This window comes from Klebsiella sp. GG_Kp175, from assembly GCF_040062325.1.
Lineage (GTDB): Bacteria > Pseudomonadota > Gammaproteobacteria > Enterobacterales > Enterobacteriaceae > Klebsiella > Klebsiella quasipneumoniae.
This window is the reverse complement of record NZ_JBEAFX010000036.1, coordinates 19,026-34,298: the sequence shown is the minus strand read 5'-3', so window position 1 is coordinate 34,298 and position 15,273 is coordinate 19,026. Positions and strand designations below refer to the sequence as shown.

Annotated in this window: 10 protein-coding genes and 1 pseudogene; 1 reads left to right on the top strand and 10 read right to left on the bottom strand. The window is 58.8% G+C overall.

Translation table 11 applies throughout. The features are described 5' to 3' along the window. Positions 1 to 38 precede the first annotated feature (38 nt). From glgP to asd, 6 genes are all read right to left on the bottom strand, one after another. Positions 39 to 2,486: a glycogen phosphorylase gene (gene glgP / locus ABLU73_RS24670; protein ID WP_004202135.1), complete on the bottom strand. Its 2,448-nt coding sequence runs from the start codon at positions 2,484 to 2,486 to the stop codon at positions 39 to 41. 17 nt (positions 2,487 to 2,503) lie between these two features. Then, positions 2,504 to 3,937, bottom strand: coding sequence for a glycogen synthase GlgA (gene glgA, locus ABLU73_RS24665; RefSeq protein WP_004202133.1), 1,434 nt, complete (start codon positions 3,935 to 3,937; stop codon positions 2,504 to 2,506). Next, entirely contained in the window at positions 3,937 to 5,232 is a 1,296-nt protein-coding gene (gene glgC / locus ABLU73_RS24660) for a glucose-1-phosphate adenylyltransferase (RefSeq protein WP_002920566.1), read from the bottom strand. The genes glgA and glgC overlap by 1 nt, the downstream gene beginning before the upstream one ends. Positions 5,233 to 5,311: 79 nt before the next feature. Then, entirely contained in the window at positions 5,312 to 7,288 is a 1,977-nt protein-coding gene (gene glgX / locus ABLU73_RS24655; RefSeq protein ID WP_243813804.1) for a glycogen debranching protein GlgX, read from the bottom strand. Continuing rightward, positions 7,285 to 9,471: a 1,4-alpha-glucan branching enzyme gene (gene glgB, locus ABLU73_RS24650; protein ID WP_017899970.1), complete on the bottom strand. Its 2,187-nt coding sequence runs from the start codon at positions 9,469 to 9,471 to the stop codon at positions 7,285 to 7,287. The genes glgX and glgB overlap by 4 nt, the downstream gene beginning before the upstream one ends. A gap of 237 nt (positions 9,472 to 9,708) precedes the next feature. Beyond that, a complete protein-coding gene (gene asd / locus ABLU73_RS24645) occupies positions 9,709 to 10,815 on the bottom strand; it encodes an aspartate-semialdehyde dehydrogenase (protein ID WP_049093784.1) in 1,107 nt (368 codons plus the stop codon). Positions 10,816 to 10,918: 103 nt separating this feature from the next. On the opposite strand from asd, the pseudogene ABLU73_RS24640 reads away from it, so the two are divergent. After that, a pseudogene (locus ABLU73_RS24640) lies at positions 10,919 to 11,281 on the top strand (hypothetical protein). Here the strand turns inward: ABLU73_RS24640 and gntU are convergent. From gntU to ABLU73_RS24620, 4 genes are all read right to left on the bottom strand, one after another. Next, positions 11,278 to 12,618, bottom strand: coding sequence for a gluconate transporter (gene gntU, locus ABLU73_RS24635; RefSeq protein WP_004202127.1), 1,341 nt, complete (start codon positions 12,616 to 12,618; stop codon positions 11,278 to 11,280). The pseudogene ABLU73_RS24640 and the gene gntU overlap by 4 nt on opposite strands. Continuing rightward, entirely contained in the window at positions 12,618 to 13,148 is a 531-nt protein-coding gene (gene gntK, locus ABLU73_RS24630) for a gluconokinase (RefSeq protein WP_004202126.1), read from the bottom strand. Before gntK ends, gntU begins: the two co-directional genes overlap by 1 nt. Before the next feature lie 180 nt (positions 13,149 to 13,328). Continuing rightward, a complete protein-coding gene (gene gntR / locus ABLU73_RS24625) occupies positions 13,329 to 14,324 on the bottom strand; it encodes a gluconate operon transcriptional repressor GntR (protein ID WP_002920777.1) in 996 nt (331 codons plus the stop codon). Positions 14,325 to 14,563: 239 nt separating this feature from the next. Further along, the gene (locus ABLU73_RS24620; protein WP_002920779.1) at positions 14,564 to 15,259 is read right to left on the bottom strand and encodes a pirin family protein; all 696 of its coding nucleotides are present in this window, start codon (positions 15,257 to 15,259) and stop codon (positions 14,564 to 14,566) included. Positions 15,260 to 15,273: the final 14 nt, after the last annotated feature.

Here is a 15,273-nt window from a genome sequence, read left to right as displayed (position 1 = left end):
ACGGGGCCAAATGGCCCCGTTGTGTTGCGTTGACTGGCTTACAGCCTTACCGGGTCGATATGCCAGATATATTTCGCGTACTCCTGGATCGTCCGGTCGGAAGAGAAGTAGCCCATGTTGGCAATATTCAGCATCGCCTTATAGGCCCACTCTTCCGGATGTTGATACAGCTCGTCGACGCGATCCTGGCAGTCCACATAGCTGCGATAGTCCGCCAGCACCTGGTAGTGGTCGCCAAAGTTAATCAGCGAATCCAGCAGGTCGCGGTAGCGCCCCGGTTCTGACGGGCTGAAAACGCCGGTACCGATCTGCGTCAGCGCCTGGTGAAGCTCTTCATCCTGTTCGTAGTATTCGCGTGGTTTATAGCCGCTGCGACGCAGCTCCTCCACCTCTTCCGCGGTGTTACCAAAGATAAAGATATTCTCTTCGCCCACGTGCTCCTGCATCTCCACGTTCGCCCCGTCGAGGGTGCCGATAGTCAGCGCGCCGTTAAGGGCAAACTTCATATTACTGGTGCCGGAAGCTTCCGTGCCTGCGAGGGAGATCTGTTCCGACAGGTCTGCTGCCGGAATGATCAGCTGCGCCAGGCTGACGCTGTAGTTGGGGATAAAGACCACCTTCAGCTTGTCGCCAATCTGCGGATCGTTATTGATTACCGCTGCCACATCGTTGATCAGGTGAATAATATGCTTGGCCATGTAGTAGGCTGAAGCCGCCTTACCGGCGAAAATATTCACCCGCGGCACCCACTCGGCCTGCGGATCGGCTTTGATCCGGTTATAGCGGGTAATAACGTGCAGCACATTCATCAGCTGGCGTTTGTACTCGTGAATGCGTTTGATCTGCACATCAAACAGCGCCTTCGGATTCACCACCACATTGAGCTGCTGCGCAATATAGCTGGCCAGCCGCTGTTTGTTTTCCAGTTTAGCCTGACGCACTGCCTGGTTGACCGTCGGATAGTCGATATGCTGCTTCAGCTCGTCAAGCTGGCTCAGATCGGTCCGCCAGGTGCGGCCGATATGCTCATCCAGCACTTTCGACAGCGGCGGGTTGGCCAGCGCCAGCCAGCGGCGCGGCGTGACGCCGTTGGTCACGTTGGTAAAGCGCATCGGGAAAATTTTAGCGAATTCGGCAAACAGCGACTCCACCATCAACCGGGAATGGAGCTCCGACACCCCGTTGACTTTGTGGCTGACCACCACCGCCAGCCAGGCCATCCGCACGCGACGGCCGTTGGACTCGTCAATGATCGAGGTACGGCTGAGCAGCGCGGTATCGTTGGGATACTGCTCCTGCAGAGTCTTGAGAAAGTAGTCGTTAATCTCAAAGATAATCTGCAGATGGCGCGGGAGAATTTTACCCAGCATATCCACCGGCCAGGTCTCGAGCGCTTCGCTCATCAGGGTATGGTTGGTATAGGAGAAGACCTGGCAGGTCACCTCGAACGCCTCGTCCCAGCTGAATTTATGCTCATCGATAAGCAGGCGCATCAGCTCCGGTATCGATAGCACCGGGTGGGTATCATTCAGGTGAATGGCAATTTTGTCCGCCAGGTTGTCATAGGTCTTATGCAACATGTAATGGCGGCTCAGGATATCCTGCACCGTGGCCGAGACGAGGAAATACTCCTGGCGCAGGCGCAGCTCGCGGCCGGAGTAGGTTGAGTCGTCCGGATAGAGCACGCGGGAGACGTTTTCGGAGTGGTTCTTATCCTCTACCGCGGCGAAATAGTCACCCTGGTTGAACTTACCGAGGTTTATTTCGCTACTGGCCTGTGCGCTCCATAGACGCAGCGTGTTGGTGGCGTCAGTGTCAAAGCCGGGGATAATCTGGTCGTAGGCTTCAGCGATGATCTCTTCCGTCTCAATCCAACGGGTTTTCTTCCCCTCCTGCTGAATGCGGCCGCCGAAGCGCACTTTATAGCGGGTATTGTGGCGCTCAAACTCCCACGGGTTACCGTACTCCAGCCAATAGTCAGGGGACTCTTTTTGCCGGCCATCGACGATATTCTGTTTAAACATCCCGTAGTCGTAGCGGATCCCATAGCCGCGTCCCGGCAGGCCTAGCGCCGCCAGGGAGTCAAGGAAGCAGGCCGCCAGGCGGCCCAGACCGCCGTTGCCAAGCCCGGGGTCGTTCTCTTCATCGATCAGCTCTTCGAGATCGAGCCCCATCTCCGCCAGCGCGCTGCTCACATCGTCATAGATGCCGAGCGACAGCAGGGCATTCGAGAGGGTACGGCCGATCAGGAACTCCATCGACAGATAGTATACCTGGCGCACTTCCTGCGAGAGCTGCGCGCGGTTGGAGCGCAACCAGCGCTCCACCATGCGATCGCGAACGGCAAACAGCGTGGCGTTAAGCCATTCATGCTTGTTGGCGATGGCCGGATCTTTACCGATGATAAACATCAGCTTATAGGCAATAGAATGCTTTAACGCCTCAACGCTCAGCGTCGGTGATGCATAGCTAAAGGGTACATTCATAACAATGACTCCAGTGGTTACATCAAGCGTTGATAAAGTTCGCGATAGGAGTTCGCGGCAACCTGCCAGCTAAAATCCATATTCATCGCCTGACGCTGCACATAGCGCCAGAGCGATGGGCGCGACCAGAGGACAAAGGCGCGACGAATAGCGCGCAGCAGTGACAGCGCATTGCTGTCCTCAAAGACAAAACCTGTCGCCAGACCATCGGCAAGGTTCTCCAGCGAACTGTCTGAGACCGTGTCCGCCAGACCGCCGGTGCGGCGCACCAGCGGCAGCGTACCGTACTTAAGACCGTACAGCTGGGTCAGGCCGCAGGGTTCAAAGCGGCTCGGGACCAGAATGACGTCGGCGCCCCCCATAATGCGGTGGGAGAAGGCCTCATGGTAGCCAATCTGCACGCCCACTTTGCCTGGATGTTCGGCGGCGGCGGCGAGGAACCCTTCCTGCAGCACCGGATCGCCAGCGCCCAGCAGCGCCAGCTGGCCGCCCTGCTCAAGCAGGCCCGGCAGCGCTTCGAGCACCAGATCCAGCCCTTTCTGGCTGGTGAGACGGCTGACGACAGCAAACAGCGGCGCTTTATCATCGACCTTCAGGCCCATGGCGATCTGCAGCTGACGCTTGTTCTCCGCCTTCTCCTCCAGCGTGTCGCGATCGTAGCGCATCGGCAGCAGGAGGTCGTTTTGCGGGCTCCAGATACCGTCGTCAACGCCGTTGAGAATTCCCGACAGCCGTCCTTCATGATGGCGCTGACGCAGCAGCCCCTCCATGCCGTAGGCGTACTGCGGCTCGGTGATCTCGCGCGCGTAGGTCGGGCTCACCGCCGTAATATGATCGGCGTAGTAAAGACCGGCCTTCAGAAACGAGATCTGGCCGTTAAACTCGAGGCCATGCATGTTGTAAAACGACCACGGCAGTTCGATATCATTCATATGCCAGGAGTAAAACATCCCCTGGTACGCCAGGTTATGCACGGTAAAGACCGATTTAGCCGGGCGGCCGCGCGCCGCCAGGTAGGCCGGCGTCAGGCCGGCGTGCCAGTCGTGGGCATGGACCACATCCGGTCGCCAGAATGGATCCAGTCCGCTGGCCATTTCGCTTCCCACCCAGCCCAGTAGCGCAAAGCGCAGAACGTTGTCGGTATAAGCGTGCTGGTTGGTATCGTGGTAAGGGCTCCCCGGCCGGTCATAGAGATGCGGGGCGTCTATCAGATAGATCCCCACGCCGTTAAAGTGGCCGTACAGCAGCGTGATCCGCCCGGCGAACGTATCCCGGCGGGTCACCACCTGGGCATCCACCACGCCGCGGCGGATATCAGGAAACGCCGGCAACAGCACACGCGTATCGATACCCTCCGCGATTTGCGCCGCCGGCAGCGCGCCGATGACGTCCGCCAGACCGCCCGTCTTTAACAGCGGGAACATCTCAGAACATACATGTAAGACCTGCATTAGCGCTCCTGTTTGTGCCCCAATTTCCGCAGCATGTCGCGGGTCACCAGCACGATACCTTCCTCTGAGCGATAGAAGCGGCGTGCATCCTCTTCCGCGTTCTCACCAATCACCATACCTTCCGGGATGACGCAGGCGCGGTCAATCACGCAGCGACGCAGGCGGCATGAGCGCCCCACCCAGACATCTGGCAACAAGACTGCCGAATCAATGTTACAGAATGAGTTCACCCGCACGCGCGGGAACAGCACCGACTGCACCACCACCGACCCGGAGATAATGCACCCCCCGGAAACCAGCGAGTTCAGGGTCATGCCGTGGCTACCGGAGCGGTCCTGCACGAACTTCGCCGGCGGCAGCGATTCCATATGGGTACGGATCGGCCAGTTCTGGTCGTACATATCCAGCTCCGGCGTGACTGACGCCAGATCGAGGTTGGCCTTCCAGTAGGCTTCCAGCGTCCCCACGTCGCGCCAGTACGGCTCGGCGTTCGGGTCGGACTGCACGCAGGAGAGCGGGAAAGGATGTGCATAAGCCATGCCAGCTTCAGTGATCTTCGGAATGATGTCTTTGCCGAAATCATGGCTGGAGTTCTCGTTGCGATCGTCTTCTTCCAGCAGCTCATAAAGATAGGCGGCGTCAAAGACATAAATGCCCATGCTGGCCAGCGATTTGGTCGGGTCGGTCGGCATCGCCGGCGGGTTGGCGGGTTTCTCGACAAACTCAATGATCTTTTCGTTTTCGTCGACCGCCATGACGCCGAAGGCGGATGCCTCTTCAATGGGCACCGGCATGCAGGCCACGGTGCAACGCGCCCCTTTTTCGACATGGTCGATCAGCATGCGCGAGTAGTCCTGCTTATAAATATGGTCGCCCGCGAGGATCACCACGTACTCGGCCTTGTAGCGGCTGATGATATCCAGGTTCTGCGTCACCGCATCCGCCGTGCCGCGATACCAGTTTTCGCCGTGTACGCGCTGTTGAGCCGGCAGCAGATCGACAAACTCGTTCATCTCTTCGCTGAAGAAAGACCAGCCGCGCTGGATGTGCTGCACCAGCGTATGCGACTGATACTGGGTAATAACGCCGATGCGGCGGATCCCTGAGTTAATGCAGTTAGATAATGCGAAATCGATAATACGGAACTTGCCGCCGAAGTGAACGGCAGGTTTCGCACGCTTAATGGTGAGATCCTTAAGCCGGGTGCCACGGCCGCCCGCGAGGATCAACGCCACGGATTTGATGGGTAATTGACGCGCCAGCATCAGCGGATCGTTTTTTTCAAGCCTAACCATGATTAACTCCTTTTTACACCCCCGCTTTCCTGCTCATCCCGCCGCGCCGCCGCCACGGGTTTACCGGAAGCTTCAGGGCTTACGACCTTTGAAATACGCACACTCCGTGCGCGGGCCCATGCCAGACAGCCATGATGACCGGATTATCCTCTCCGGCGAATGGAGGAACGGCGCGCCATTCCCCCTCGGGTAAAACCATATCGACCACCTCTGCGGTGGCGTTCAGCGTGAGCAGCCAGCGATCCGACAACTGGATTTGCATACACGCTGCCCCCTGCTGCCACTCCCCGGCAGTCAGCGGCTGGGCATTGCGATTAAGCCAACGGACGCTACCATCCCCCTCCTGCCACCAGCGGTTGCGGGTGAGCGCCGGAATGCGCCGGCGCAGGTGGATCAGCGCCGCGGTAAAGGCGGTTAATCCCGGGTTCGCCTGGCGCCAGTCCAGCCACGTCAGGGCATTGTCCTGGCAGTAAGCATTATTGTTGCCGTGCTGGCTGTGGCCTTGCTCATCGCCCGCCAGCAGCATCGGCGTCCCTTGAGCCAGCAGCAGCGTCGTCAGCAGCGCATGCACGCTGGCGCGTCGCCGTTCAACCACCGCAAAATTAGCTTCTAATCCTTCTATACCATGATTGTTGCTGTAGTTATTGTTAGTCCCATCGCGATTCTCCTCCCCGTTTGCCTCATTGTGTTTCTGATTGAAACAAACGCAGTCGCGCAGCGTGAATCCATCGTGGGCCGTCACCAGGTTGACCGTCGCCGATGGCGGCTTGCCATCACGGGCAAAGAGATCGCTGGAGGCCGCGAAGCGTTGCGCGAAATCCCCCAGGGAGACGTTTTGCTGCAGCCAGAAGCGGCGGGCGCTATCGCGAAAATGGTCGTTCCACTCGGCGAACAGCGGGGGAAAATTGCCCACCTGGTAGCCCCCCGGGCCGATATCCCAGGGTTCGGCGATCAGTTTCACCTGCGACAGCACGCTGTCGTGGCGGATAGCCTCGAACAGTGGCGCATCCTGGCGGAATTCCGGTGTCCGCCCCATCACTGAGGCGAGATCGAAGCGAAAACCGTCGACATGGCACTCATCCACCCAGAAGCGCAAACACTGGCGCGCCAGTTCCACTACCCCCGGGTGGCTGAGATTGAGCGTATTCCCGCACCCGGTCCAGTTGTGATAATCACCATCTTCCCTTACCCAATAATAGCTACGGTTGTCGATTCCGCGCAGGGAGACGGTGGGACCTTCAAGATCGATTTCCGCGCTATGGTTGAGCACGATATCCAGTATCACTTCGATACCGGCGGCGTGCAGCGCCTTAACCGCATCGCGAAACTCATCCAGGGCGCGCGTCGGGTCGCTGGCATAGCGCGGATCCAGCGCGAACCATGCCAGCGGGTTGTAGCCCCAGTAGTTGCTCAACCCCATCCGCTGCAGTCGCGGCTCGCTGGCGAACTGCGCCACCGGCAACAGCTCAAGGGCGCTAATGCCCAGCGATTTGAAGTAAGCGATCATTACCGGGTGGCCCAGCGCCTTATAAGTTCCGCGAATGGCTTCCGGCAGCTGCGGATTAAGCAGGGTGAGCCCTTTCACGTGCGCTTCATAAATCACCGTTTCCCCCCACGGGGTACGCGGCGGTTGATCGCCCAGCCAGTCGTAATGCAGATCCACGACCTGCGATTTTGGCGCTATCGCGGCGCTGTCGCGATGATCCGGCTGCCACATTCCGCCGTGCAGGCGTTCGTCGTCCGGCAGCTCGCCTTCCACCCGGTGCGCGCAGGGATCGAGCAGCAGCTTGGCCGGGTTAAAGCGGTGTCCCTGCGCCGGATCCCAGGGACCATGCACCCGGTAGCCGTAACGCAGGCCCGGCCCGACGGCAGCCAGCCAGCCGTGCCAGATGTCGCCGCTGCGCGCCGGGAGATCGAAGCGTTGCTCGTTGCCCTGCTCGTCGAACACGCACAGCTCCACCCGCTCCGCGTGGGCGGAGAAGAGGGCGAAGTTCACCCCTTTGCCGTCATAGCTGGCGCCCAACGGCGCAGGTTTGCCTGCCGCGAGGGTGGTCATTGCGCCTCCCGGACCAGCCAGATCGTCGCCAGCGGCGGCAGGGTCAGGGACAGCGAATGTTCGCGACCGTGGCTGGGGATAGCATCGCTTTCCACCACGCCGCCGTTGCCCTGGTTGCTGCCGTGATAGTGCATTGAGTCGGTATTCAACGCCTCGCGCCAGCGGCCCGGCTGGTTGATGCCGAAGCGGTAGTCATGGCGCGGTACCGGCGTGAAGTTGCTGGCGACGATAATCTCGTTCCCGGCCCGGTCGCGGCGCACAAAGACAAACACCGAGCGCTCATGGTCGTCGACCACCAGCCATTCGAAGCCGTACGGGTCGAAATCCAGCTCGTGCAGCGCCTTATGGTGGCGATAGGTATGGTTCAGGTCGCGCACCAGCCGCTGAACGCCGTGGTGCCAGTTGTCGCCGCCCTCCAGCAGATGCCAGTCGAGGCTGCCGTCGTGGTTCCACTCGCGGCCCTGAGCGAACTCATTGCCCATAAACAGCAGCTTTTTCCCCGGGAAGGCGAACAGCCAGCCGTAGTAGGCGCGCAGGTTAGCGAACTTCTGCCAGGCATCCCCCGGCATGCGGTCGAGAATCGATTTTTTGCCGTGCACCACTTCATCGTGGGAGAGCGGCAGCACAAAGTTCTCGGTGTAGTTGTAGAGCATGCCGAAGGTCATTTTGTCGTGATGGTAGCGGCGATGCACCGGATCGAGCTTCATGTAATCCAGGGTGTCATGCATCCAGCCGAGGTTCCATTTGAACCAGAAACCGAGGCCGCCGCCGGCTGGCGGACGGGTTACCCCGGCGAAATCGGTGGACTCTTCCGCCATGGTGACCGCGCCCGGCGTCTGTTCGCCAAGGATGCGGTTGGTGTTGCGCAGAAACTCAATGGCTTCCAGATTTTCCCGGCCGCCGTATTCGTTAGGGATCCACTCCCCCGCCTTGCGGCTGTAGTCGCGATAGATCATCGAGGCCACCGCGTCGACGCGCAGCGCATCGATGCCGAAGCGTTCGATCCAGTACAGCGCGTTACCCACCAGGTAGTTGCTGACTTCCCGACGTCCGTAGTTGTAGATCAGGGTATTCCAGTCCTGGTGATATCCCTCGCGCGGATCGCTGTGCTCATACAGCGAAGTGCCGTCAAACGAGGCAAGGGCAAAATCATCCGCCGGAAAGTGGCCGGGCACCCAGTCAAGAATGACGTTCAGCCCGGCGGCGTGCGCGGCGTTGATAAAGTAACGGAAATCGTCACGAGTGCCGAAACGGCGGGTCGGTGCATAGAGGCCGGTAGGTTGATAGCCCCAGCTGCCGTCGAACGGGTGTTCGTTAACCGGCAGCAGCTCGAGATGGGTGAAGCCCATCCATTTCGCGTAGGGGACCAGCTGGTCGGCCAGCTCGCGGTAGCTCAGCCAGAAATTATTGTCGGTATGGCGGCGCCAGGAGCCGAGATGCACTTCATAGATAGAGATCGGGGCATCAAACTGGTTCGCCGCTCTGCGGTCCGCCGGCTGTTCCACTTTGGGCGGCAAGTCGCAGATAAGCGAGGCGCTTTCCGGACGCATTTGCGACTCAAAGGCATAAGGATCGGCTTTGACCCGCAGGTGGCCGTGGGCGTCAATCAGTTCGAATTTATACAGCTGGCCATTGTGCGCGCCGGGAACGAACAGCTCCCAGATCCCGGACTCTTTGCGGAATCGCATCGGGTGGCGTCGGCCGTCCCAGTAGTTAAACTGCCCCACCACCGAGACGCGGCGGGCGTTCGGCGCCCACACCGAGAAACGGGTGCCGGTAACGCCGTCCATGGTGGCGGCATGCGCGCCCAGCGTTTCGTAAGGGCGCAGGTGGGTCCCTTCCGACAGCAGCCAGACGTCAAGATCCTGCAGCAGCGGACCAAAGCGATAAGGGTCATCAATCAGATTCTGCTGTCCGTGCCAGGTGACGGCCAGCTGATAGCGAAAGGCGTTTTTACGCCGCGGCAGAACGCCGCTGAAAAAACCACGCGAGTCGAGGCATTCGAGCTTGCCGACTTTGCGTCCGGTTTTTGGTTCAATAACCCACACATCGGTGGCATCGGGTAATAATGCGCGCACTTCCAGCCCGGCGTCGGTACGGTGCATGCCGAGCACGGAAAAAGGGTCCGCGAAATGACCGGCGATTAGCGCATTAATCACGTCTCTATCGATATGATTAGACATGCTTTCATCCTGTTGTAAGTGTCGCTCATTCCTGTAACTGGCGACTTTTTTGACCTGAACGGCGCAGCGCTTTTTGCATCCTTCTGCTCCGTCCCACCTTCAGGTAAGGAATTCCTTACTTAAAGCATAGCCAAGGCTGAGTTACCTCCGTGGGGAAAAATCTAACATCCGCGTTTACTCCTTGTATTACGCAAAAAAAAAGGGGGCTCGAAGACCCCCTTTCTGTTCATCCTGCGCTTACGCCAGCTGGCGAAGCATCCGGCGCAGCGGCTCGGCGGCGCCCCACAGCAGCTGGTCGCCAACGGTAAAGGCCGACAGGTATTCCGGTCCCATATTCAGTTTACGCAGGCGTCCGACAGGGGTGGTCAGGGTGCCAGTCACCGCGGCTGGGGTCAGCTCGCGCATGGTAATGTCGCGATCGTTCGGTACCACTTTGGCCCACGGGTTGTGCGCGGCCAGTAGCTCCTCAACGGTCGGGATAGAGACATCTTTTTTCAGCTTGATGGTGAACGCCTGGCTGTGGCAGCGCAGCGCGCCAACGCGGACGCACAGGCCGTCTACAGGGATAACGGACGAGGTGGCGAGGATCTTGTTGGTCTCCGCCTGGCCTTTCCACTCTTCGCGGCTCTGGCCGTTATCCAGTTGTTTGTCGATCCACGGGATCAGGCTGCCCGCCAGCGGAACGCCGAAGTTATCCACCGGCAGCTCGCCGCTGCGGGTCAGCGACGTCACTTTGCGCTCGATATCCAGAATGGCGGAAGCCGGGTCCGCCAGCTCTGTCGCGACGTGGTTGTGCAGCTGGCCCATCTGGCTCAGCAGTTCGCGCATATGACGCGCGCCGCCGCCGGAGGCCGCCTGGTATGTCGCCACGCTGACCCACTCCACCAGATCCTGGGCAAACAGGCCGCCGAGGGACATCAGCATCAGGCTGACGGTACAGTTGCCACCGACAAAGGTTTTTACGCCGTTGTTCAGGCCGGCGGTGATCACGTCCTGGTTAACCGGGTCGAGGATAATGATCGCATCGTCCTTCATGCGCAGCGAAGAGGCCGCGTCAATCCAGTAACCCTGCCAGCCGCTTTCGCGCAGCTTCGGGTAAATCTCGTTGGTGTAATCGCCGCCCTGGCACGTGACAATAATGTCCAGTGCCTTCAGCGCGTCCAGATCGAACGCATCCTGAAGCGTGCCACCGGTGCTACCGCCGAATGACGGCGCTGGCTGTCCCAGCTGGGAGGTAGAGAAGAACACCGGGCGAATGGCGTCGAAATCGCGCTCTTCAACCATGCGTTGCATGAGAACAGAGCCGACCATTCCGCGCCAGCCGATAAAACCAACATTTTTCATAACGTATTCCTGCGAGGTGTGTGCTGTTTGTGCCTGACCAGTTTCCAACTGGATTATCCCTCACCTTACAAAATGCAGCTAAAGTCGCAAGTGAAATTAATCAATGATTGCTGAACAATCAGAAAAGCAACTTATCCTGCGCATTGTCCACCGTCGCTGGTAGTCGTCAAAAGCGCAATGATTATCGGGGAAATCACCCAGGGAATGGAACATTTTCCGTTGCGATTTTATTGATCCTGATTATGGATTAAGCACGAAATCGGCTGATTTTCCCCTTGCCAAAAAGAAGCAACAAACCCAGGTGCAGCAAGGCTTGCCGAAGGATACGAGTATCGTCGTAGCGCTAATAAGGGCGAGGAGCCGGAAGAGAAAAGAGGGAAAAAGCGCGGCTTATTGCCGGGAAGCCAGGGTAAACGGCGTTACCCTGGCTTTTGGCCTCCCGCGAGCGGGTGACGAACAGACTTAGCTCAGAAGCTGGAAGGCAATCATGCCGACAATCGCCCCGGTGGTGCCGAGGATGGTTTCCATCATCGTCCAGGTTTTCAGCGTCTGGGCTTCGGTGGCGCCGGTAAATTTACCGAACAACCAGAAGCCGGCGTCGTTCACGTGGCTCACCACAATCGAGCCTCCGGCGATACAGATAGATAATGCCGCCATCTGCGCGCCGCTGTAGTTCAGCTGCTCAATCACCGGCATCACCAGGCCGACAGCCGTCAGGCACGCCACGGTGGCAGATCCCTGGATGATACGCACCGCCGCCGCCAGCACGAAGCAGGTAATGGCGATCGGCAGCCCCATGCCGGTCAGCGCTTCACCAAGCGCCGGGCCGACGCCGGAGTCAACCAGCACCTGCTTGAAGACGCCGCCAGCCCCGATCACCAGCAGGATAATTCCCGCCGGCTGCAGCGCATGGCCGCAGATCTCCATTACCCGGTCTTTCGCCATCCCCTGACGTACCGCCAGGCCGTAGATCGCCACCAGGCAGGCCACCAGGATCGCGGTGAACGGGTGACCGATAAATTCGAACCATTCGTAAGCGGTAGACCCCACCGGCACAAAGCGCGCGGCGATGGTTTTCAGGCCTACCAGCACCAGCGGTAGCAGGATCAGCGACAGGCTGAAGCCGAAGGAGGGCATTTTGCCTTCGCCGAGATGCGGCTCGGTCACGTCGTCAGGAATATGCAGCTCAACGTAGCGGCTGATGAAGTTGCCCCACAGCGGCCCGGCGATAATCATCCCCGGAATTGCCGCGCACAGGCCAATCAGGATCATCCAGCCAAAGTCGGCGTGCATTTGCGACGCCAGCAGCATCGGCGCCGGTCCCGGCAGCAGGAACGCTGCGGCGGCGGCCACCCCGGCAAACAGCGGGATCACCAGCTTCACGAGGTTAGTGCCGGTATGGCGCGCCATCGAGAAGGCGACGCTGATCAGTAGTACGATCGCCACTTCGAAAAACAGCGGCAGCGCGCAGATGAGGCCGGCGAGACCAATCGCATAGTGCGCGCGATTGTGGCCGAAGGATTTGAGCATCTTGACGGCAATCTGATCGACCGCCCCCGTTTCATGCAGGATCTTACCGAACATCGCGCCCAGCGCGACGACGATCGCCAGGAAGCCCAGCGTACCGCCCATCCCCTTCTCCATCGTCGCCGCGATTTTATCCAGCGGCATGCCGGAGAAGAGACCTGCACCAATAGAAACCACCATCAAAGCCACGAAGGCGTGCATCCGCGCCTTCATGACTAAAAACAGCAGCAGCAATACCGAGCCGACAGCTGTTAAAACAAGCGTTAAAGTACTCACTAGTGACTGCCTTTGTTGATCACCTCAATGGTGCTGGCCACCACGCCTTCCAGCGGCTGGTCGATATCGACGATAAGCACATCGCTCTCGTCGGCGCCTGGTTCCTGCAGCGTTTCAAACTGCGTCACCAACATTTGGGTTTTGAAGAAGTGCCCTTTACGCGCCTTCAGACGGTTTTCGATCACCTCGAAGTCGCCTTTCAGGTAGATGAAGGAGAGGTTCGGGTTGCCCTTGCGCAGAATGTCGCGATAGCTCTTCTTCAGCGCCGAGCAGACGATCAGCGACACCTTATTGGTACGCTGCATGGCAAACGCGGCGTCATTTAACGCCTGCAGCCACGGGGTACGGTCGTCATCGTTGAGCGGCTCACCGGAAGCCATCTTGGTGATATTGCTGCGCGGATGCAGAAAGTCGCCGTCGAGAAACGCGGCATGCAGCTGATGCGCCACTTCGCTGGCGACAGCGGATTTTCCGCTGCCGGAAACGCCCATCAGAACGTAGACGTGGTGATCATGATTAGTCGTGCTCAAAGCATCCTCCCACCGGACAGGTACGCCGCGCCGTGGCTGACTCATTGAGCGCGAAGGCGGCATATCGGTTAATTGTTACGGGTAACTGTTATCGGTAACATTGTCATGCCGGACCTGTGGAGAAGCAATATCCATTCGTGCCAGATGTGAATATGTGTGATCTACTTCAAACTTGTCAGTTTAAATTGATCCGCCCGGTGACAATGTGAAACCTAAATCTAACATCTTAGGGGTAATCGCTTCGCCACGAATGCGCGCCAGCAGACGTTCGGCGCCGATGCGCCCCATCCGCTCACGCGGAGTCAGGACGCTGGCCAGCCGCGGCTCCATCACCTGGCCGATATCGTGGCCGTGGAAACCGGCAATTGCCATATCATCGGGGATCTTCAGCCCCAGGCGCTGGCACTCAAAGGCCGCGCCGACCGCGAGGTCATCGTTGGTGCAAAAGATGCCGTCAAGCTGCGGGTATTCGCGACGCGCCTGGCGCATCAGCTCAATCCCGGATGAATAGGACGAGGACTGCTCCACCATCACGCTGTAGGGCGTCATGCCGGCGTCGAGCATCGCCTGCTCGTACCCCTTCTGTTTGATGATAGTACGTTCATCAAGACGCGCCCCCAGATAGGCGACGTGGCGGTGGCCGCGGGCGATGATCGCCGCGGTCATCTGCCGGGCAGCTTCAAAGTTATCAAACCCGACCGCAATATCGAGGCATGGCGACCGGCTGTCCATCAGCTCCACCACCGGAATGCCGGCGACTTCAATCATCTTCAGGGTGCGGGGCGTATGGGTGCGTTCGGTGAGGATCAGGCCGTCAATGTTCCAGGAGAGCATTGATTCGAGGCGTTTCTCTTCCATTTCCGGCTTGTAGCCGTAGTGCGCCAGCATGGTTTGATAGCCGAAGGCGTCGGTGACGCTTTCAATACCGCGCAGCACTTCCGAGAACACCTGGTTGGTTAACGATGGCAGCAGCACGCCAATCGCGCGGCTGGTGGCGTTGGAGAGAATGTCAGGGGCGCGATTGGGAATATAACCCAGTTCATCGAGAGCAACGGCAATCTTGCCACGCAGCGCTTCGGAGACCTGCTCCGGGTTGCGTAAATAGCGACTGACCGTCATTTTGGTCACGCCGACAAGATCGGCTACATCCTGAAGTACGGGTCTTTTCTTTTTCATCGTCCTGACTGTGATCAACGGGGAAACATTTTCTCAGTTTATCACGGACAAAGCGCAACCTTCCCTCATGTTAGGGAAGGTTGCGCAATTTATTTATACCCATCATAGTTCAAGTTGCATGCACGTTGGCTTTCCTCGCTCACCCCAGTCACTTACTTATGTAAGCTCCTGGGGATTCGCTGCGTCGCCGCCTTCCTGCAACTCGAATTATTTTGGGTATAGACTACCTCAGATAACTATCAAACCGGCGGCAGATCGAACAGCAGGATTTCGCTATCGCTGTCGGCATGAACCGAAATCGCCTGCTCATCCCAGATGGCCAGACCATCGCTGGTGGTAGCTTTGGTACCGTTAATGGTCACTTCGCCTTTGACGACCTGGATCCAGACGCGGCGTTCCGCAGCAATCTGGTGAACCGACTGCTCATCTTTCAGCAGCGCCCAGCGATACAGTTCCATATCCTGGTACACCTTCAGCGAGCCATCTCGCGCATCCGGCGACAGCACCAGCTGTTTGCCCTGGGCGGCGTCGAAGCGGCGCTGCTCGTAGCGCGGGGTAATGCCGGTTTCTTCCGGAATAATCCAGATCTGGTACAGACGCAGACGATCGGTTTTGCTCGGATTGTACTCAGAGTGACGCACCCCGGTACCCGCGCTCATGATCTGAAACTCGCCCGCCGGCACCTGCTCTTTGTTGCCCATGCTGTCCTGGTGCTCCACCGCCCCTTCCAGCACATAGGTCAGGATCTCCATGTCTTTGTGCGGGTGGGTACCGAAGCCCTGACCGGCGTCGATGACGTCATCGTTAATCACCCGCAGGGCGGAGAAGCCCATAAAGTTCGGGTCGTAATAGTTGGCGAAAGAGAAAGTATGCCAGGAATCCAGCCAGCCATGGTTAGCATGGCCACGTTCGTTCGCTTTGCGTAAGTAGATCATGTTGCACCCCCATA

What these genes read in the sequence shown, in the direction of transcription:
- glgC (WP_002920566.1), bottom strand. Translation starts at nt 5,232, where the DNA reads ATGGTTAGGCTTGAAAAAAACGATCCGCTGATGCTGGCGCGTCAATTA.
- asd (WP_049093784.1), bottom strand. Translation starts at nt 10,815, where the DNA reads ATGAAAAATGTTGGTTTTATCGGCTGGCGCGGAATGGTCGGCTCTGTT.
- glgX (WP_243813804.1), bottom strand. Translation starts at nt 7,288, where the DNA reads ATGACCACCCTCGCGGCAGGCAAACCTGCGCCGTTGGGCGCCAGCTAT.
- gntR (WP_002920777.1), bottom strand. Translation starts at nt 14,324, where the DNA reads ATGAAAAAGAAAAGACCCGTACTTCAGGATGTAGCCGATCTTGTCGGC.
- ABLU73_RS24620 (WP_002920779.1), bottom strand. Translation starts at nt 15,259, where the DNA reads ATGATCTACTTACGCAAAGCGAACGAACGTGGCCATGCTAACCATGGC.
- glgA (WP_004202133.1), bottom strand. Translation starts at nt 3,937, where the DNA reads ATGCAGGTCTTACATGTATGTTCTGAGATGTTCCCGCTGTTAAAGACG.
- glgB (WP_017899970.1), bottom strand. Translation starts at nt 9,471, where the DNA reads ATGTCTAATCATATCGATAGAGACGTGATTAATGCGCTAATCGCCGGT.
- glgP (WP_004202135.1), bottom strand. Translation starts at nt 2,486, where the DNA reads ATGAATGTACCCTTTAGCTATGCATCACCGACGCTGAGCGTTGAGGCG.